The 19,215-nt window shown below is 63.6% G+C and carries 17 protein-coding genes; 9 read left to right on the forward strand and 8 right to left on the reverse strand.

What is annotated here, in order from left to right; all coding sequences use genetic code 11:
• Window positions 1–152: 152 nt before the first annotated feature.
• The gene (locus tag FHS89_RS16025) at window positions 153–1,403 is read right to left on the reverse strand and encodes a lytic murein transglycosylase (RefSeq protein ID WP_246414001.1); all 1,251 of its coding nucleotides are present in this window, start codon (window positions 1,401–1,403) and stop codon (window positions 153–155) included.
• Window positions 1,404–1,439: 36 nt separating this feature from the next.
• Window positions 1,440–3,461: a transglycosylase domain-containing protein gene (locus FHS89_RS16030; protein WP_184013143.1), complete on the reverse strand. Its 2,022-nt coding sequence runs from the start codon at window positions 3,459–3,461 to the stop codon at window positions 1,440–1,442.
• A 313-nt stretch (window positions 3,462–3,774) separates the two neighbouring features.
• Between FHS89_RS16030 and FHS89_RS16035 the strand changes: the two genes are divergently transcribed.
• A complete protein-coding gene (locus tag FHS89_RS16035; RefSeq protein ID WP_184013144.1) occupies window positions 3,775–4,113 on the forward strand; it encodes a P-II family nitrogen regulator in 339 nt (112 codons plus the stop codon).
• Between the two features lie 33 nt (window positions 4,114–4,146).
• Complete coding sequence (locus tag FHS89_RS16040; protein WP_184013145.1) at window positions 4,147–5,460, forward strand: ammonium transporter; 1,314 nt, start codon at window positions 4,147–4,149, stop codon at window positions 5,458–5,460.
• Window positions 5,461–5,772: 312 nt separating this feature from the next.
• On the opposite strand, the gene FHS89_RS16045 is transcribed toward FHS89_RS16040, so the two are convergent.
• Window positions 5,773–5,976, reverse strand: a complete 204-nt coding sequence (locus tag FHS89_RS16045; RefSeq protein ID WP_184013146.1) for a DUF2256 domain-containing protein — start codon at window positions 5,974–5,976, stop codon at window positions 5,773–5,775.
• Window positions 5,977–5,978: 2 nt separating this feature from the next.
• A complete protein-coding gene (locus FHS89_RS16050; protein WP_246414003.1) occupies window positions 5,979–7,487 on the reverse strand; it encodes an FAD-binding domain-containing protein in 1,509 nt (502 codons plus the stop codon).
• A gap of 71 nt (window positions 7,488–7,558) precedes the next feature.
• On the opposite strand from FHS89_RS16050, the gene FHS89_RS16055 reads away from it, so the two are divergent.
• The gene (locus FHS89_RS16055; protein ID WP_184013147.1) at window positions 7,559–8,782 is read left to right on the forward strand and encodes a pyridoxal-phosphate-dependent aminotransferase family protein; all 1,224 of its coding nucleotides are present in this window, start codon (window positions 7,559–7,561) and stop codon (window positions 8,780–8,782) included.
• Here FHS89_RS16055 and FHS89_RS16060 read toward each other — a convergent pair.
• Entirely contained in the window at window positions 8,779–10,587 is a 1,809-nt protein-coding gene (locus FHS89_RS16060; RefSeq protein ID WP_184013148.1) for a 5'-nucleotidase C-terminal domain-containing protein, read from the reverse strand. The genes FHS89_RS16055 and FHS89_RS16060 overlap by 4 nt on opposite strands.
• A 29-nt stretch (window positions 10,588–10,616) precedes the next feature.
• On the opposite strand from FHS89_RS16060, the gene FHS89_RS16065 reads away from it, so the two are divergent.
• Window positions 10,617–11,390 carry an alpha/beta fold hydrolase gene (locus FHS89_RS16065; RefSeq protein WP_184013149.1) on the forward strand — a complete coding sequence of 258 codons (774 nt, stop codon included), beginning with the start codon at window positions 10,617–10,619 and terminating at the stop codon, window positions 11,388–11,390.
• A 73-nt stretch (window positions 11,391–11,463) separates the two neighbouring features.
• Window positions 11,464–12,018: a Hint domain-containing protein gene (locus FHS89_RS16070; RefSeq protein WP_184013150.1), complete on the forward strand. Its 555-nt coding sequence runs from the start codon at window positions 11,464–11,466 to the stop codon at window positions 12,016–12,018.
• Here FHS89_RS16070 and FHS89_RS16075 read toward each other — a convergent pair.
• Both FHS89_RS16075 and FHS89_RS16080 read right to left on the reverse strand, forming a co-directional pair.
• Window positions 11,985–13,160 (reverse strand): acetyl-CoA C-acyltransferase family protein, encoded by a 1,176-nt coding sequence (locus tag FHS89_RS16075; RefSeq protein ID WP_184013151.1) that lies wholly within the window; start codon window positions 13,158–13,160, stop codon window positions 11,985–11,987. The two genes, FHS89_RS16070 and FHS89_RS16075, sit on opposite strands and share 34 nt — an antisense overlap.
• Before the next feature lie 68 nt (window positions 13,161–13,228).
• Window positions 13,229–13,657, reverse strand: a complete 429-nt coding sequence (locus tag FHS89_RS16080; protein ID WP_184013152.1) for a MarR family winged helix-turn-helix transcriptional regulator — start codon at window positions 13,655–13,657, stop codon at window positions 13,229–13,231.
• An 86-nt stretch (window positions 13,658–13,743) separates the two neighbouring features.
• Between FHS89_RS16080 and FHS89_RS16085 the strand changes: the two genes are divergently transcribed.
• The gene (locus tag FHS89_RS16085) at window positions 13,744–14,610 is read left to right on the forward strand and encodes an MBL fold metallo-hydrolase (protein WP_184013153.1); all 867 of its coding nucleotides are present in this window, start codon (window positions 13,744–13,746) and stop codon (window positions 14,608–14,610) included.
• On the forward strand, window positions 14,607–15,611 hold the full coding sequence (locus FHS89_RS16090; RefSeq protein WP_184013154.1) for a fumarylacetoacetate hydrolase family protein: 1,005 nt from the start codon (window positions 14,607–14,609) through the stop codon (window positions 15,609–15,611). Before FHS89_RS16085 ends, FHS89_RS16090 begins: the two co-directional genes overlap by 4 nt.
• Before the next feature lie 2 nt (window positions 15,612–15,613).
• On the opposite strand, the gene FHS89_RS16095 is transcribed toward FHS89_RS16090, so the two are convergent.
• A complete protein-coding gene (locus tag FHS89_RS16095) occupies window positions 15,614–15,889 on the reverse strand; it encodes a hypothetical protein (protein ID WP_184013155.1) in 276 nt (91 codons plus the stop codon).
• Window positions 15,890–16,035: 146 nt separating this feature from the next.
• Here FHS89_RS16095 and FHS89_RS16100 point away from each other — a divergent pair, with 146 nt between their 5' ends.
• Both FHS89_RS16100 and FHS89_RS16105 read left to right on the forward strand, forming a co-directional pair.
• Window positions 16,036–18,333 (forward strand): xanthine dehydrogenase family protein molybdopterin-binding subunit, encoded by a 2,298-nt coding sequence (locus FHS89_RS16100; protein WP_184013156.1) that lies wholly within the window; start codon window positions 16,036–16,038, stop codon window positions 18,331–18,333.
• Window positions 18,333–18,791, forward strand: coding sequence for a GNAT family N-acetyltransferase (locus tag FHS89_RS16105; RefSeq protein ID WP_184013157.1), 459 nt, complete (start codon window positions 18,333–18,335; stop codon window positions 18,789–18,791). Before FHS89_RS16100 ends, FHS89_RS16105 begins: the two co-directional genes overlap by 1 nt.
• The last annotated feature ends 424 nt before the right edge of the window (window positions 18,792–19,215 follow it).

The raw sequence follows: 19,215 nt of genomic DNA on the forward strand, positions 1-19,215 counted from the left end.
CTGGTACTTCAGTACCTCGCGACGCACAGCCCAGATGCTACCGACGTCAGTCGGTAGTGGTTCACTTTCTTCAAATATACCCCGCCGGAGGCATCCGCCCGCGTCAGCGGGCGGCCCGGCCCAAAGGGAGCCGAAGGCGACGTGCGGGAGGGTTACCCGCCGCTGGCCCTGCGGATCTGGGTCAGCAGGCGGTTCGAGGCAAGCCCGTCCGGCGTCAGGCCAGCGTCCAGTTGAAACGCCTTGATCGCGCGTTCGGAATTCGGGCCGATCATGCCGTCATTGCCTTGCGTGTCATATCCCATCGCCGTGAGCCGTTCCTGCACCTCTGTGCGTTCGTCGCGGTTGAGCGGGAGGATGCCCGTGGGCCAGGGCGTTTCCCATTCCGCGCCGCCGGTCATTCTGTCGCCGAGATGCCCGATGGCGAGCGCATAGGCATTCGAGCGGTTATAGGTCTTGATCACGTCAAAATTATTGAACGTGACGAAAACCGGGCCGGTTGCCCCCATCGGGGCCAGCATCGCAGCAGGGCCAAAATCGGGGATCGCCCCGCCGTCCATCCCGCGCACGCCGATATCATTCCAAAAGGCCGCCGGGCGGCTCAAAAACCGGTCCGCGAGCATGAAGTTGAAATCCGCAGGCAGCCGCACCTCCATCCCCCAAGGCTGATCCATGACCCAACCGTGATGCGCCAGATACCGCGCGGTAGAGGCCAGCGCATCCGTCGGGTCCTCCGACCAAACATCCCGGCGTCCCTCGCCACGGAAATCTTCCGCGAAGGTCAGATAGCTTGAGGGCATGAATTGTGTGTGGCCCATCGCACCGGCCCAGCTTCCGATCATCTTGTGCTGCGCGACATCGCCCGATTGCAGGATGCTGAGCGCTGCGATCAGCTCCCCTTCGGCCCAGTCTTGCCGCCGCCCGTCATGGGCGAGGGTGGCCAGTGCGCGGATCACGTCGAAATCGCCCCGCACCGCGCCATAGGCCGTCTCCAACCCCCAGATCGCCACCACGACCTCCCGGTCCACGCCATAGCGGGCCTCAATCGCAGCGAGCGTCTGGGCCTGCGCCTCCAGTGCGCGGCGGCCATCGCTGATCCTCCGGGCAGAGACAGCACGGCTCAGATAATCAGAGATCGGGCGGACGAATTCGGGCTGCGCGCCGTCCAGCTCGATGATCCTTTTCGATGGGGTCACGCCGCGAAATGCCTCGTCAAACACGGCCGCGGTGATGCCCGCCTCCGACGCCTTGACGCGGAACGCATCGCGCCAATCGGCAAAGCGTTGCGCCTCTTCCGCGCGGTCCGACAGGCTGGGCCGGGGCATGGGCGGCTCAGACACGGAGACAGCGCTCGCCATCGCGGGCAGCGCCATGGCGCAGATTATGGAAACCAAGAGCATCTTCATGGGGTATCCCCCTCATATATGCGGTGAATGGTGACATCATTGTCCAAAGATAGACCGGAACAGATTTGTGATCACCCCGCTGTCATCGCTGCGGGGGGTGGTGGAGGGGCCGGGATACGGGATTTCGCGCGGGCGCGGGCCGCCCGTGTCCACCCGCACGCCACCCTGCCAGACGGGCAGAGGCTCCACGGGCAGGCCGTCATGCACCTTGGTCATCGTGCGGCGCCAGATCTCAGCCGGAAGGCCACCGCCGGTGACGCCGCGCAAGGGCGTGTTGTCATCATAGCCCATCCAGACCCCGGCCACATATTGCCCGGTAAAGCCGACGAACCACGCGTCTTTCGCCTCCTGTGTGGTGCCGGTTTTGCCCGCCGTGGGGCGGTCGGTCAGACGGGCGCGGCGACCGGTGCCATAGGGCGCGTCCATCGTTTGCGTCATCATCCATGTCACTTTGCGCGCCGTGTCCGGGCGCAATGCCTGCACGCCATCGCGGCCACTGGCCGACAGGATCGCCGCGTCATCGCCGCGCAGCCGTACCTCGGTCAGACCAAAGGGAGAGACAAACACCCCCTCATTGAGGAATGCCGCATAGGCGCCCGTGAGCGTCAGCAGCGTCGTCTCCGACACGCCAAGCGCCAGCGCCGGACCATCGGCCAGCGGCAAAAGCCAGCCCAGATCGCGGGCCACTTCGCGCACCGCGTTCCGCCCGACATCTTCGGACACCCGCACGGCGACCGTGTTGGTGGACCGGGCGAAGGCTTCGTGCATCTCAACCGGGCCGATATAGTCGCGGGTGTAATTCTGCGGGCTCCATGGGCCAGAGCCGGGCGTGGTGATCGTCAATGGTGCGTCCATGAACACATCGGTCGGGTTCATCCCGGCCTCCAGTGCTGCGGCATAGACAAATGGCTTGAAGGCAGAGCCGGGCTGCCGCCGGGCCTGTGTCGCGCGGTTGAACTGCCCCGCGAACCGGCCCGTGTCGCGCCCACCGACCATGGCGCGCACGGCCCCGTCGCGGGACATGACGACGATGGCTGCCTGCGCCTCTGACCCTTCGCGCACCAATTCGTCGAACACTTCGGCAAGGGCTGCTTCTGCCGCGCGCTGGATGACCGGATCGAAGGTCGTCTCCACCGCGATATCATCGCGGGTGGCCCGCGTCAGAAAGGCAGGCCCCGTTTCCATGATCCAATCCGCGTAAGCGCCACCAGCCCGCGCGGCAGCAGCACGGGACAATTCCGCCGGGTTGGCGCGCGCATCGGCATATTGGGCATCGGTCAAATAGCCCTGATCATGCATCAGCCCCAACACGAGCGCCCCGCGATTTTGCGCGCGATCGAGGTTGCGTGTGGGTGCAAAGCGGCTTGGCGCTGTCAGCAGACCTGCGAGCATCGCGGATTCCGCCGGGCTGACCTCCCGCGCGGATTTCCCGAAATACCGGCGGGCGGCTGCATCAAACCCGTTCGATCCTGCCCCAAGGAACGCCCGGTTGAGGTAGATGGAGAGGATTTCATCCTTGGAATATTTCAATTCCATGGCAAAGGCGTAGGGCACCTCCAACACCTTGCGCATCCGTGTCGGCTGATCCGACAGGAACACCAGTTTCGCCACCTGCTGTGTGATCGTGGAGCCGCCATGGCCGGACAGTGGCCCGCGCCCTTCCCGCAGGTTGATGCGGATGGCGGAGGCGATGCCACGCGGGCTGATGCCAAAATGGGCATAAAACCGCTTATCCTCGACCGCGACCACGGCATTCAACAGATGCGGCGACATATCGGTGGCATAGAGCACACCCCCCTGTTCGCCGCGCCACGCGAACACCTCCCCATGGCGATCCATCAGCGTGACCGATCCGCGATCGCGCCCGTCCAGCAGCTCTTCGACCGGGGGGAGTTGGGAATGGACGTAAAGCGTTGAGATCGCGATCAAACCGCCGATGAGCAAAGCCGTGCGCGTACCAACCCACCACACGATACGCCAGATCGTGCGGACCACCCATGTCACCATGCGTGTCAAAAGGCCCGGTTTGCGACCGGTCCCCTTTGGGGGTGCTGCCATGTGCCTGCCTCAGCTTATGCTGTTTGTTATCCAAGAGTTTAGCCTGCTTTGACTGATTTGCGAAGGCCTGCCGTTGTTGGCCTGTCGCTGCTGTGATCATGATATCGAGTCAAAACTTGATAAAAATTTAACCAGCGATGCGGGCGTGATGAAATTTTAGGCAGAAGCGGAATCGCTTTTGGCATAATTCCGCCCATGCTATTTTTTATTTCCTTTAAAAACAGGTGTTTGAGAAAAATAATCCGAACTTGGCACGGGTTCTGCATGTGTTGGGATGTAACGCAACGACGCGCAACCAACGACCGAGGACATCATGAAACTCATCATTGCCGTCATCAAACCCTTCAAGCTGGAGGAGGTCCGCGAGGCCCTCACCTCCATCGGGATTCAGGGTCTGATGGTTTCCGAAGTAAAAGGCTACGGCCGTCAGGCGGGCCACACTGAAATCTATCGTGGCGCCGAATATGTCGTGAATTTCGTGCCCAAAGTGAAGCTCGAACTCGTCATCGCTGATGCCGATGTTGAGAAGGCGGTCGAAACGATCTCCTCCACCGCCAAGACCGGCAAGATCGGTGACGGCAAAATTTTCGTGCTCGACGTCGATCAGGCCATGCGCGTGCGCACCGGCGAGACCGGCGACGAAGCTATCTAAGCCCCCCATTCAATCAAGAGACCGAGGGATATCATGTCCAAACTGATGAAATTTTCGGCGGTAGCAGGGGCGGCGACGCTCACGGCACTTCCCGCCATGGCACAGGATGCGGCTGCCGATCCGGTGCCGTATATTATGACCACTCTGCTGTTCCTTGTGGGCGGCTTTCTGGTGTTCTGGATGGCCGCAGGCTTTGCGATGCTGGAGGCGGGCCTTGTCCGCTCCAAAAACGTGACGACGCAGCTGACCAAAAACATCGCACTCTTCTCCATCGCGGCGATCATGTACTGGGCGGTTGGCTTTAACCTGATGTATCCGGGCGACTTCCTGATCCCGGGCATCCTTGGCGGCTTCTCCATCACGTCGCTTGAGCCGGTTGGCCTTGCAGCGGCAGACGCATCGCTGGATTATGCCTCCGTTGGCTCCGACTTCTTCTTCCAGTTGATGTTCTGTGCAACGACCGCATCCATCGTGTCCGGTACGCTGGCCGAGCGGATCAAGCTTTGGCCGTTCCTGATCTTCGTTGTTGTCCTGACGGGCTTCATCTACCCGATCGAAGCGTCCTGGCAGTGGGGCGGTGGCTTCCTCTCCGAAATGGGTTTCTCTGACTTCGCTGGCTCCACGCTTGTACACGCAGCCGGTGGCTTCGCGGCCCTCGCAGGCGCAATCGTGCTCGGTGCGCGTATCGGTAAATATGGCCCGGATGGCCGTGTGAACCCGATCGTTGGCTCCAACATGCCGCTCGCCACGCTCGGTACGTTCATCCTGTGGCTGGGTTGGTTCGGCTTCAACGGTGGCTCCCAGCTTGCTGCTGGCACCGTGGGCGATATCACAGACGTCTCCCGCATCTTCGCCAACACCAACATGGCGGCCGCTGCTGGTGCCATCACGGCGCTCATCCTGACGCAAGTGACCTACGGCAAAGTTGACCTCACCATGGTTCTGAACGGCGCATTGGCGGGCCTCGTGTCCATCACCGCCGAGCCGCTGGCACCGAGCCTCTTTATGGCGCTGATCATCGGCGGCATCGGTGGTGCGATCGTGGTCTACACCGTTCCGCTGCTCGACAAGCTGAAGATCGACGACGTGGTTGGTGCGATCCCGGTTCACCTGATTGCTGGTGTTTGGGGCACGATGGCGGTTCCGCTGACCAACTCCGACACATCCTTCGTGACTCAGGCAATCGGCGTGATCTCCATCGGTGCATTCGTCTTCATCGTGTCCTTCATCGTCTGGACGATCCTGAAGGTCACCATGGGCATCCGCGTCAGTGAAGAGGCAGAGATCAACGGTCTCGATACCTCCGAGCTTGGCATGGAAGCCTATCCCGAGTTCACCAAGGGCTAAGCAGCCCGAGGTTACCCGGCGCCACGTCCTCCCTCGTGGCGCCGGACGACATCCCCAGGGTGGGCCGTTGGTCCATTCTAACTTGGCCCGGAGCGTCAGCTTCGGGCCTTTTTTGTGCGGCTGAGACCAAAACACTCCCGCACGTCGCTTCGCTCCCTTTGGGCCGGGCGCGCTGCGCGCAGGAGTATTTTTGGAAAAAAGAAACCAGTGTGACCCGACAAGATGGCCACCCGGGCCGTCCAGCCCTCAGCATCGGAGCGACCGGGCAGACGGGTGACTGCCCCAATCGCATTCTTTTTTCTGGAAATACCTCTAGCGGGGTGAATGGCGGGCTTTGCCCGCCAGAGGGGGCGGCAATGAGCCCCCTTTTGCCCGTTTCGCCTCCCCCCGGCAGCGGTCGGAGCAATAGCGCACCTCGTCCCACACATCTGCCCATTTCTTGCGCCATGCAAAGGGGCGTCCGCACTGGGCGCATGGCTTACTGGGCAGGTCGGATTTTTTGCGCATCTTTGCCATGCTCAAAGGTCCAAAGATAATTGCGCCGAGGGCGCTTTGCGCCGTTGGCCACGGTTGCGAATGCCTGATTTACGTGACCCGTGCCGCGCCTGAATGCGGTCGGCTTCATCGCGAAAGTCATTCCCTTTTCGTGCCGCATAGATCGCGGCTTTCGCATCCCGCGCCGCCTGTTCATGATCCACGATCGGATCGGGATAGCCCGGCGCGCCGCCCTGTTTCCATGGCTCATGCAGTTTCGTGCCCTCAAACCCGCGCAGTTCCGGCACCCATTGGCGGATGAACGTGCCATCGGGATCCTGATCATAGCCCTGTTTGACGGGGTTATAGACCCGGATCGTGTTGATCCCGGTCGTGCCCGATTGCATCTGCACTTGGCTCCAGTGAATGCCCGGCTCAAAATCCGTGAACAGACGCGCCAACACCATTCCGCTGTCGCGCCATGGCAACCACAGGTGATAGCTCGCCACCGCTTGCAGCATCGCGCGCATCCGAAAGTTCATCCATCCCGTCGCGCGCAGGGACCGCATGCAGGCATCGACAAAAGGCAGGCCCGTCTCGCCGACCGCAAAGGCATGAAGGCGCGCAGCGTCACTTTCGCGCTGCACCCGATCCATGCCGCGATGCATGTTCTCAAATTCGATCCGCGGCGCGTCCTCCAGTTTTTGCATGAAATGATCGCGCCAATGGAGCCGCCCGTTGAAGGACGACAGCGCACCGGTAAAACCGCGCTCCCCGGTCTCCTTCACCTCGCGCTGGCGCGCCCATGTTGCCTGTGCCACCTCCCGCACCGACAGCGTCCCGAACGCCAGATGCGGCGACAGGCGGGAGCAATGCACCGCCCCCGGTCCCGGCGCGGACATCGCCCGGCGATAGGGTTTCGCGCGCTCCGTGAGGAAAGAGCCAAGCAGGCTCAGACCGGCCTGCCGCCCACCCGGTTGGCGATCCGGGCAGGGATCATCGGGCAGGTCAGGCCGGATGATGGCCCCGGGGTCAACCGGCACGGGGCGCAGGGCAGGGGCCGCGATCTGGGGTGCGGCCAGAAATTGATCCATCCCCTTTGCCCAGCCATGGCGACTGGGCAGCCGCCGCACGACACCGCCCTGCACCGGTTCTTGCCACGGGATGCCCCGCGCCCGGCACCACGCAGCCACGCGTTGATCCCGCGCATAGGTCCAGCCATTTCCGGTTTCCTGATGCGAATAGAGCGCGGCAATCCCCGGTTCCCGGTCAAACGCGTCTAGCACATCCAGAATGTCGCCCCGCCGCAGCACCAAAGGCTGTCCGAGTGCCGCCAAGTCTTTGCGCAACTCCGCAAGGCTCTGCGCGATGAAATCCCAGTGCCGCCCCGCCGCGTCCGGCTCCGCCCAGAAGGCAGGCTCCACGACATACAGCGGCAAAACCGGCCCGCGCGCAGCGGCCATGCTCAGCGCCGCATGATCCCGCGTGCGCAGATCCCGTTTGAACCAGACGATATGCAGCTTTTCCACCATGGCACGGAACATAGGCGGCATTTCGCGCGCTGCCAGTTGCACGTGGTTTCCGGCGCTGGTAGCGGTGGGTCACACGCAAGCGGAGTAAGCCCATGTCCCTGTCCTTCGGTCACGAATTCCTGTCGATCCCCGGCCCGTCCGCCATGCCAGAGCGGGTGCTGCGTGCGATGCACCGGGCCTCCCCCAATATCTATGAGGGCGAGTTGGTCGATATGATGCCGGATCTTGAGGCCGGGTTGCGCCGGGTTGCGCGGACAGACGGCCATGTGTCGATCTATATCGGCAATGGCCACGCGGCATGGGAAGCCTCCCTCGCCAACACCCTGTCGCGCGGCGATAAGGTTTTGTTGCTGACAACCGGGCGGTTCGGGCCGGGCTGGGGCATGATGGCGCGTGGCATGGGGATCGACGTTGAAATCCTCGATTTCGGGACGGCGGCACCCACCGACGCCGCACGGGTCGAGGCGCGGCTGCGCGCCGACACAGGCCATGATATCAAGGCTGTTCTGACCGTGCACACCGACACGGCAAGTTCCGTGCGCAACGACATTCCGGCGATCCGTGCCGCAATGAATGCAGCCGCGCATCCCGCATTGTTGATGGTGGATTGCATCGCGAGCCTTGCCTGTGAGCCGTTCGAGACGGACGCATGGGGCGTCGATGTGATGGTCGCGGCCTGTCAAAAGGGGCTGATGACGCCTGCGGGCCTGGCCTTCACCTTCCATAACGACAAAGCAGCTGAGGCGCGCAAATCAGCAGACCTTGTCACGCCGTACTGGGATTGGAACCCGCGCTCGGCGCCCGACATGTTCTATCAGCGGTTCTGCGGCACTGCGCCGACGCATCACCTATATGGCCTGCGGGAGGCGCTCGCGATCCTCGCGGAGGAGGGGATCGAGAATACATGGGCGCGCCACGCAACCTTGGCCAAGGCCGTTTGGGCAGCCGTTGATGCTTGGGCCGAAGGCGGCATCGTCGCGGCGAATGTCACGGACCGCGCCGCCCGCTCCATTGCAGTGACCACCCTGCGCACCAAGGGGGAGGAGGCCACCGCGATCCGCAAATGGACCCAAGGCTTCGCGGGTGTGACGCTCGGCGTTGGGCTTGGGCTGGAAGCAGGTGGCAAGATGGCCACGGCCCATGGCGCGGATCTGTTTCGTATCGGGCATATGGGGCATCTGAACCCCCATGCGCTGCTTGGCACGTTGAGTGTCACCGATGCGGCGCTCAAGGCGCTGGACATCCCCCATGGCGACGCGGCGCTGTCACGCGCGGCTCAGGTGATTGCGGAGGCCGGGGCGGGCTTTACGGCTTAAAACGTAAACACCCACTGCCCGAACCCATCGCGCGTGCCCGTCATCTCAGCCCGTGGATAGGAAAAGCGCGGGCTGAGGGTGCGGTCCCCGTCAAACAGCGCCTGCGCGCCGGGTGGCGCGGTCAGGCTCCAGCCCCGGTCCGGCACGGGCGGGCCATCTGGATGGGCCTCAAGGAATGCGGCAAGCAGGGACGCGGTGGCGCGATCCGTTGCGATCACTTCGCGCTGATCCGCGAGATGCGGGAACCGCCCACCGCCCGCCGCGCGGTAGCTGTTGGTCGCCACGATAAAGCGCTGATCATCCGTGACCGGCTGCCCCTGATAGGAGAGTTCCTGCACCCGGCCCCGCTCCGCCACCTGAACGCCCGATAGGTCAAACGCCGCCGGGTGGCCAAGGTCGATGCGATAGGTCACCCCCGCAATCATATCGAAATTGAAGCCCGGCGCGCCGGGGCGCAGCAATGGCCGGGGCTGACCAGGGGTGAGCTGTGACAACGCCCCGGCGGACATCTCCAACCAGTCGCGCAGGACAGCGCCGGTCACCTCAACCGCCGTGAACCCGTTTTCATAAGGGTAAAGGTCCGCCACCGCGCGCAGGCTGAGCGGCCCGGCTGGCACACGGGTAAAGCCATCTGGCCCCGCGCGCCCACCCGTGCGGAACGCGGCGACAGAAGACAGGCGCGGCCCGGCGGCATCCTGCGGCAACAAAAGGTCAAGCGCCCAAATCTGTGCGGCATGAATAAGCCGCATCGCGGTGCAATCCTCGACAAGCGCGAACCCGGTCTCCAGCGGTGCGGGGAAATGGCTGAGCGGCTTAGAGAGGCGCGCGGTCGTCGCTTCCTCCGCCCGGTCACTCAGGCGCGCGAGTGCGGGCGGAACCGCCGCCGGATCGCAAGGGATCAACCGGGCCGAATGATCAGTGACCCGCCATGCGCCCGCCTCATGGACAAGATGCAGATCAAGCTGGCCCAGCACCTCCCCCGCCCAGCCGGGCATGATCGCCGGACAGCCCGCAAGTGTGCCGCGCGTGGCGTCAATCCCCGCCCCGTCATGCAGAAAATCACCGGGGAAGGAGAGGTGCTGATGCCCGCAAATCAGCGCATCCACCGCCCCGGTCTGCGCGATGCGCAGGGCACCGTTCTCGCTGTCCTCCTCCGGGTGGCCCGGCGGCACGATCCCGGCATGGGCAAGGCAGATCACAAGATCGGCCCCGGCGGCGCGCAATCGCGCGGCCTCCTCGACCACGGCCTGCTCGGGCGGTGTCACCATTGCGCGGCCTTTCAGAAGGTGGCGCGACCAGACCATGATCCGCTGTGGCACCGTGCCAGTGATCCCGATCCGCAACGGCACCCCGCCGATGTCGCGCTCCACGATCAGGCTGGGGCGGGTCGGCAGGGCGGGGGTGATGTCGAGATTGCAATTCAGGATGGGAAAATCGGCTTGGTCCAGCACCTCCGCCAGATATTCTGTCCCATAGTCGAATTCGTGATTGCCAAGCGTGCTGGCATCGAACCCGAGCGCGTTCATCGTGGCGATCAGCGGGTGGGGATGCGCGCGCCCATCCCGATTGTGCCACTCGCCCATGGGCGTGCCTTGCAGGAAATCGCCATTGTCCAGCAAGAGCGTCGCATGACCCGCCGCACGCGCCGCCTCAATCGGGCCTGCCAGCGCCAACAGGCCGCGCGCCTCCTCCGCGCCAGTGAGCAGATCGCGTGGGCGCAGATGCATGTGCAGATCGCTCGTGACAAGCAATCGCAGCCTGTGGGCCGTGTGGATGGGGTTGCGTGGCGCGTGGGGTTTGGTCATGACAGGGGTGTAGGTCAGGAGGGAACGCCATGCCAGTGAAACTCAACATTCTGTCAACGCCGTCCGAGGGGACAGGCACGCCCTTGTTGATCGTGCATGGTCTGTTCGGCTCGGGCCGGAACTGGGGTGCGATTGCAAAGCGGCTGTCCGCGCAACGCCCGATCCTGTCGGTGGATATGCGCAACCATGGCGACAGCCCGCGCACCGACAGCCATACCTATCAGGACATGGCCGATGACCTTGCGCAGGTGATTGAGGATGCGGGCGGCCCGATGCATGTTCTGGGGCATTCGATGGGGGGGAAGGCGGCGATGATCCTCGCGCTGACCCGGCCCGAGCTGGTGGATAAGCTCATCGTCGCGGATATCGCGCCGGTTGCCTATGGGCATACCCAGATGCCGTTGATCGACGCGATGCGCGCGCTTGATCTGGGGGGCGTCACCCGCCGGTCTGACGCGGATAAGGCGCTGGCGGCAGCGATCCCCGATCCGGGCACGCGCGCCTTTCTCATCCAGTCCCTCGCGATTGGCGAAGGGGACGTGCGCTGGAAGCTCAACCTCGACACCCTTGCCACCGAGATGGACAAGATCCTGTCCTTTCCGCTCATATCGGGCGTGCACCAAGGGGAGGCATTGTTCGTGACGGGCGGGACGTCCGATTATGTGCAAGCCGCCCATCGGCCCGCGATCCGTGCGCTGTTTCCCGAGGCCCGGTTCGAGACCATTGCCGGGGCGGGCCACTGGCTTCATGCCGAACAACCGCGCCCCTTTGTCGAGGTGGTGGACCGGTTTTTGGCTGGGTGAAACTGCGGTCGCTTGACCGATCGTTAACGAATTTGGGGTGAGATGCGGAGGATCAGTCAAGGAGACCCCCGCCATGCACCTCAGCCCGAGCTATCTTACCCCTGTTCCCGATGATCGGCGGCATATGCTGCGACTGCCTGCGGCGACGCATGTGCTGACGCCCCATGGTGCGCGGCCCGTGGGGGCGCTGCGGGTGGGCGCGCGGGTGACGCTTGCCGAAGGTGGGGATGCGCGCGTCGTGGCGCATCGCACGGCACCGCACACCACCGCATGGATGAGCCTGCCGGGGGGCGGTGTGGATGTGGCGGCGGGGCAGGATATTGCCGTTTTTCACCCCTTGGCGGAGCTCTATTTCGGCAACCCTGCCGTGCGGCTGCCAGCACGGGCGCTGGGCTGGCGCGGCGTGCCGCATAGCCGGTTTATCCCCGCGATTGACCTGCGATTGGACCGCGAAGCGCTGATCGCGGTCTCCGGCTATTGCCTCGTGGCCCCTGGTGACAGGCCGGGCGCGCTGCCTCCTCTGCTCACCACAGAGGAGGCTTTTTGGTTCGCGCGCGAGATCGGCTCAGATCACGGGGCGGCGGATGTGCCGGGTCAGAGCCGCTCAATCGCGATGGCGATGCCCTGACCGCCGCCGATGCACATGGTGATCAGACCATAGCGCCCGCCGATCCGCTCCAGTTCGTATAGCGCCTTGATCGTGATGATGGCACCCGTCGCACCAACCGGATGGCCAAGCGCGATGGCCCCACCATTCGGGTTGACCTTCGCCGGGTCCAGACCAAGGCCCGCGGTGACGGCACAGGCCTGCGCGGCGAAGGCTTCGTTTGATTCGATGACGTCGAACTGATCCGCCGTCAGGCCGGTGCGCTTCATCAGGTTTTCGACCGCCGGGATCGGACCGATCCCCATCACATCAGGGCGCACCCCGGCATGGGCATAGCCGACGATGCGCGCGCGCGGGGTCAGCCCCGCCGCTTCAGCCGCGTCAGAGCGGGCAAGCACGAGGGCTGCCGCGCCGTCATTGATGCCGGACGCGTTGCCGGCGGTGACAGAGCCGTCCTTCTTGAACACTGCGCGCAACCCTGCGAGCGCCTCCATGGTCGTCGCTTTCGGGTGCTCATCGGTGTCAAATGGCACCATATCCCGCTTCACCTTCACATCAATCGGGGCGATCTGATCCGTGAAATAACCTGCCTTGATGGCGGCGGCGGCGCGCTCCTGACTTTGCATGGCGAAGGCGTCCTGCACCTCCCGGCTGATGCCATGCTCTGCGGCGACATTCTCTGCCGTCACACCCATATGGCCTGCGCCGAATGGATCGCTGAGCGCACCGAGCATCATGTCGGTCATGCCCACATCGCCCATCTTTTGCCCCCAGCGGGCCTGCGGCATGATGTAGGGGGAGCGCGACATCGACTCGGCTCCGCCCGCAACCGCGAAATCCGCATCGCCCAGCATCAGGGATTGCGTGGCGGACACGATGGCCTGCGCACCCGACCCACAGAGCCGGTTCACGTTCATCGCCGGAACCGTGTCAGGAATGCCCGCATCAATGGCAGCGACGCGCGACAGATACATGTCGCGCGGCTCGGTGTTGATGACATGCCCGAACACCACATGGCCCACCTGCTCGGGGGCCACGCCCGCGCGCTCTAGGGCGGCTTTTGTCACATGGGTCGCGGTTGCGGTCGGGGGGGTCGCGGCGAGCGATCCGCCAAAGGTGCCAATCGCGGTGCGCGCGCCTGACAGGATGACGATGTCTGACATGGGGTATCCTCCTTGTTCGGTTGACAGCACCGTGCCGCGCGGGCGCGGGCGGTGCAAGCGGGGCTGTGCTATTCCGCTGCGGCACTCAGCCGCCGGATCGCGCGATCAAATGCCTCCGCATCAGGGCCAAGGGCGTCATGCACCTCCTGCTCGAACGCCTGTGCCAAGGGGGCCAGTTCCGCGATCATGGCGCGGCCCTCCTCCGTCAGGCTCAGTTGCAAGAGGCGACGATCCTCGGGGTTTGGGGTTTTGGTCAGCAAGCCGCGCGTCTCCAGCCGGGCCGTGGCGCGGGACAGTTTCGATTTGTCCATGTCCACCCGCCGCGCAATTTCGCGGATCGAGACTTCGGCCTCTTGGCTCAGATGCGCCAGAATACGCCATTCCGCGCGGCTCAACCCGAATTTCGGCCCGTAGATCGCGGCAAACCGACGGGAGATGCGCGCCGACAAAAGCGCGAGCCGATAGGGCGTAAAATCATCGAGATCGAAAGTGGGCATGTTGACTTCATTTCAATTGCAACGACAACTGAGAGAAACAGCGAAACAGGCCCCGGATCAAGGGGTGCGATGCGGGGAGTATGGGAATGGCGGACGACCGGCTGGTTCTTTTGGGCACGAAAGGGGGTCCGGCGATCCGCAAGGGCGGGCCGAACCCGACCGCGTCTCTCTTGGTGATGGAGGGTCAGCCGATCGTTGTGGACGCGGCCCTCGGCGTGACCCGCGCGCTGGTCGAAGCGGGGATGCCGCTGCGCGAGCTTGCGACCATTTTCCTCACGCATCTGCATTCGGATCATGTCCTGGAACTCGGCGGATTGATCCACACCGCATGGACCAGCGGGCTGGCGCGCCAAGTCGCGATCTATGGCCCGGTGGGGACGCGCGCGCTGTGGGACGGCTTTCGCGCCTCGCTCGCCTTCGACATTGGCATCCGGGTGGAGGATGAGGGGCGGCCCGACCTTGCCCAACTGGTCACGGTGACGGAATTTGGGGAGGGGCCAGTGGCGACGCTGGGCGGCATCACCGTCTCCGCGCTGCGGGTGCATCATCCGCCCGTAACCGAATGCTACGCGCTGCGGTTCGATTGCGATGGCTGGTCGGTGACGTTCTCGTCGGACACCGCGTATTTCGAGCCGCTTGGCCCCTTTGCCGCCGGGACAGATATTCTGGTGCATGAGGCGATGCTGCTCGACGGCGTGGACCGGATCGCAAAGCTGGTGCCAAATGGCGCACGGGTGAAGGCGCATATCCTCGCCAGCCATACCGAAGCCTATGACGCCGCGCGCATCGCGGCAGCCGCACAGGCCGGGCATCTGGTGTTGCATCACCTTTTGCCCGCCGATGACCCGACCTTGGGGGAAGCCGATTTCCTCCGTGAAGTGCGCCGCGCCTATGACGGGCCGGTGACGATCCCGCAAGACGGGCATGAAATCAAACGGAAGGACGCGCCATGAAACTCGCCACCCTCGATAACGGGAGCCGCGATGGCGCGCTTGTCGTCGTCTCCAACGATCTCACGCGGTGCTCCCCCGTGCCGCATATCGCCAAGACGCTTCAGGCCGCGCTCGACGATTGGGCGCAGCTTGGCCCCCGGCTGGAGGAGGTCGCGCGCGGTGTCGAAACCGGCAGCCAGCCGGTGCAACGGTTTCACGAGCGGCAGGCGCGCTCCCCATTGCCGCGGGCGTTTCAGTGGCTCGATGGGTCGGCTTATGTGAACCATGTCGAATTGGTGCGCAAAGCGCGCGGGGCGGAGATGCCCGCGCAATTCTGGACTGACCCGCTGATGTATCAGGGCGGCTCTGACAGTTTTCTTGATCCGCGCGATGCTATTCCCGGACAGGACGCATGGGGCGTGGATATGGAGGCCGAAATCGCGGTGATCGTCGATGACGTGCCAATGGGTGCGGACCACGCGACAGCCGCCGCTGCCATAAGGCTGGTGATGCTCGTCAACGATGTGTCGCTGCGCGGCCTGATACCGGGTGAGTTGGGCAAGGGTTTCGGCTTTGTCCAATCAAAACCGTCCTGCGCCTTCTCCCCCGTCGCGGTGACGCCCGAAACGCTGGGCGATGCGTGGGATGGGGGCAAGGTGCATCTGCCGCTCAATGTCGATCTGAACGGAGAGCCGTTCGGCCGGGCGCAGGCCGGGCAGGACATGACCTTCGATTTTCCGACCCTGATCGCCCATGCTGCGCGCACCCGCGCGCTGACCGCCGGCACCATTATCGGGTCCGGCACCGTGTCGAACAAGATGGATGGCGGGCCGGGCAAAACGATCCTTGAGGGCGGCGCGGGCTATTCCTGTATCGCGGAATTGCGCATGGTTGAAACCCTGAACGACGGCACTGCGAGCACACTGTTTCTGAGTGACAAGGACATCGTGCGCATCTGGATGGACGACGCGGCGGGGCATTCGATCTTTGGCGCGATCGAACAGCGGGTGGAGATGGGCTGACCCTACCTGTCGCGGCGGGTGTCGATGTGTGCACGCGGCGGCTCTTGCAGTCCGAGCCGCGTGACCAGCAATCCCGAGAGCAACAATGATATCAGCCCGAATTCCGCGCCAGCGAGCAGCGTGGTGAAGGCCGTCACCGCAAGCATGATGATGCACATCGCCGCCACCCGGCACATGGTCTGCATTGCGATCCAGAAGCCGCGTCGCGCGGGCGCGCCGCCATAGCGCAGGAACAGGGCGAGCGCGCCCAACGCCGCCATAAAGATGATCCATCCCATGATGCCCTCATTCCTTGTGACCGATCCGAGAGCACAACATAGGCGACGGAAATTAACGCTTCGTGTCGCGTTCTGGCGATGGACAATCCGGGCACAGGGGCTAGTCTCCCCCGCAGGGAAATTCAGTGAAGATGCGAGGTCCGACCATGTCGAAATTTGGTGTCAGCCAGCCTGTCCGCCGGGTCGAAGATACCCGGTTCCTGACCGGGAAGGGCCGCTATGTCGATGATATTGCACCGGAAAATGCAGGGCATGTTGCTTTTGTTCGCTCCCCCGTTGCGCATGGGACCATCACCTCGATTGACGTGACGGACGCGCGCGACGCTGATGGCGTGATTGCCGTGATCACCGCTGCCGACCTGGAAGGGAAGCTCATCAACAGTGTCGATTATTCGGTTGTGAAGAACCGCGACGGCACGAAAGGCGCCTCCCCCATCCGCCCGATCATCGCAGGCGAAAAGGTCGTCTATGCCGGAGAGATCGTGGCCGCCGTCCTTGCCGAAACCCGCGCACAGGCGGTGGATGCGGCTGAGCTTGTCATGGTGGAGATTGACGATCTGCCCGTGCATGTCGCGCTGGGCGCAGGTGGCCCCACAATCCATGATGTTGCACCCGATAACCGCGCCTATGACTGGGCGCATGGCGATGAAGCCGCCAATCAGGCCGCGTTCGAGAGCGCGGCCCATACTGTCAGCCTTGAGGTCGTGGACAATCGCGTCTTCGCCGACCCGATGGAGCCGCGCGGTGCCTATGCCGAAATGGTCGATGGTCGCCTGCATGTGGCGGTGAACGGGCAGGGCGTTTGGGGGTTCAAGAAAGAGATGGCCAAAAAGCTCGGCATCCCCGCCGATCAGGTCCGGGTGACAAACCCGGATGTTGGCGGTGGTTTCGGGATGAAAGGGTTTAGCTACCCTGAGCAATTCGTCGTCGGATTTCTGGCCCACCATCACAACCGCCCCGTCCGCTGGATGGCGGATCGGTCTGAAAGCCATTTGTCCGATGCGGGCGGGCGCGACCTTGTCACCACCGCAGAAGCCGCTTTCGACGCCGACCACCGGCTGGTCGCCGTAAGGATGCATGCCCGCTCCAACCTTGGCGCGCATAACTCGCCCTATGGTCAGTTCATCCAGTCCGAATTGGCGCAAAAGGTGTTTACCGGCGTCTATGACGTGCAAAACGCGTTTTTCCATGTGGAAGGGTTCTATACCAACACCACGCCGATTGATGCCTATCGCGGGGCCGGACGGCCCGAGGCGATTTATGTCGTGGAGCGGTTGATGGACTATGCCGCGCGGGTGCTGGGCGTCGATCCAGTTGAGTTGCGGCGCAAGAATTTCATCAAGAAATCGCAGTTCCCCTATATCTCCGCCGCGGGGCAAACCTATGATGTCGGCGATTTTGAGCGTGTGCTGGACCGCGCTTTGGTTGAGGCCGATATACCCGGTTTCGCGGCGCGCAAGGCGGAAAGTGCGGCGCGTGGCAAACTGCGCGGGCTGGGCCTGAGCTATTATATCGAGTCGATCCTCGGCGCGATGGATGAGACGACCAAGATTGCCTTCGCTGAGGATGGCAGTGTGGAATTGTTCGTCGGCACCCAGTCAAACGGGCAGGGGCATGAGACCGTGTTCGCCCAAATCCTGCACCAGCGCACCGGCATCCCGTTTGACAAAATCCGCTTTGTGCAAGGCGACAGCGACCGGATCGCGAAGGGCGGCGGCACCGGAGGCTCCCGCTCTGTCACGATGCAGGGCAATTCCATCAACATGACCGCTGATGAGATGATCCGCCGGTTTGAACCGCTCGCGGAGGATGAATTGGAAGTGTCCCGCGCGGATATCGTGTTCGAGGAGGGGGCGTTTCGCGTCGCCGGAACCGATAAATCCGTCACCCTGATGACGCTCGCGGATAAAGCGCGCCTTGAGGGCAGGGTGGAGCTTTTGACCTGTGAGACGGATTTCACCCTCGAAAACCGCTCCTTCCCCAATGGCGCCCATTTCGCGGAGGTGGAGATTGATCCGGCAACCGGCGTGGTGCGGGTCGACAAATACACCGTGGTCGATGATTTCGGCGTGTTGATGAACCCGATGCTGGCGGAGGGGCAAGTCCATGGCGGTGTCGTGCAGGGGATCGGTCAGGCGCTCATGGAAAACGTGGTCTATGACGCAGATGGGCAGCTTCTGAGCGGATCGTTCATGGATTACGCAATGCCGCGCGCGGATGATGTGCCGATGATGCCGTTCCATTCCGAGCCGACGCCCTCGACCGCAAATGAGATTGGCATGAAAGGCTGCGGGGAGGCTGGCACGGTCGGCGCGCTTGCGGCTGTGGTGAACGCAGCCCTTGATGCTGTGTGGGATGAAGGGGTGCATGAGGTTCAAATGCCGCTGACACCCCTGCGCATGTGGTCCTGGCTTCAGGGGGCGGGAAAGGTCGCGGCAGAGTGATGCTTCGGTTTGAAGTGGACGATCTGGCGCGGGCAGAGGTCCGCGCGCTGCTGGAGGCCCACGCGGCTCATTGCCGGGGCAACAGCCCGCCGGAAAGCTGCCACATGCTCGACCTCTCCGGGCTGAAAGCGCCGGAGATTACGGTCTGGACGGTTTGGGACGGATCAGCACTCGTGGGCATCGGCGCGCTGAAACAGATCGACGCGAGCAATGGGGAGTTGAAATCCATGCATGTTCCGGCGGCAGCACGCGGCAAGGGGTATGCCGGGGCGCTCCTGACCCATCTGATCTCGCAAGCGCGCGAGAGGGGCCTAGAGGCACTGTTTCTCGAAACCGGATCAATGGAGGCTTTCGCCGCCGCCCGCGCCCTCTACGCCCGCCACGGCTTTGAGGAGTGCCCGCCCTTTGGCGATTACGTCCTCGACCCGCTGAGCCGCTACATGACACGACCGATCTGAGACTGGCGGATCGCGGGCCTCAAAAAAATGGGGCTCTCCCGCCCGTCGTTCCGTCGCTGCGCTCCTTCCTCCCGTTGGGGTGAGGGCGAGAGACAAACGCTGCGGGGCAGCGTTTGCACCCGAACGCGCGGAATGAAATGAAGCGCCGGGAAAGGCTGGCGCTGCGCCGCGAAAAGGGAAGATTGCGCTGAGGTGTTTGAGGAACAGGTGTGTTCCTCAAATCACCGTCACAATTGTGGGAATCACGATTCGCCCGCGCGTCAAGGCCGCTCGTTCCTCGGACCTTGACCCACGGCCGAATCGCGGGGGCTGCTCTGGCAACACCAAACCCAATTCACTGTCCCTGATTTGGTTGAAGCCTTCGTCTTCAGACGAAAAAGCCGCGCTTCAGCGCGAAACTTTTGCTACATTGGTATCCTCCGGA

It is taken from the genome of Rubricella aquisinus (assembly GCF_014199445.1).
GTDB lineage: Bacteria > Pseudomonadota > Alphaproteobacteria > Rhodobacterales > Rhodobacteraceae > Rubricella > Rubricella aquisinus.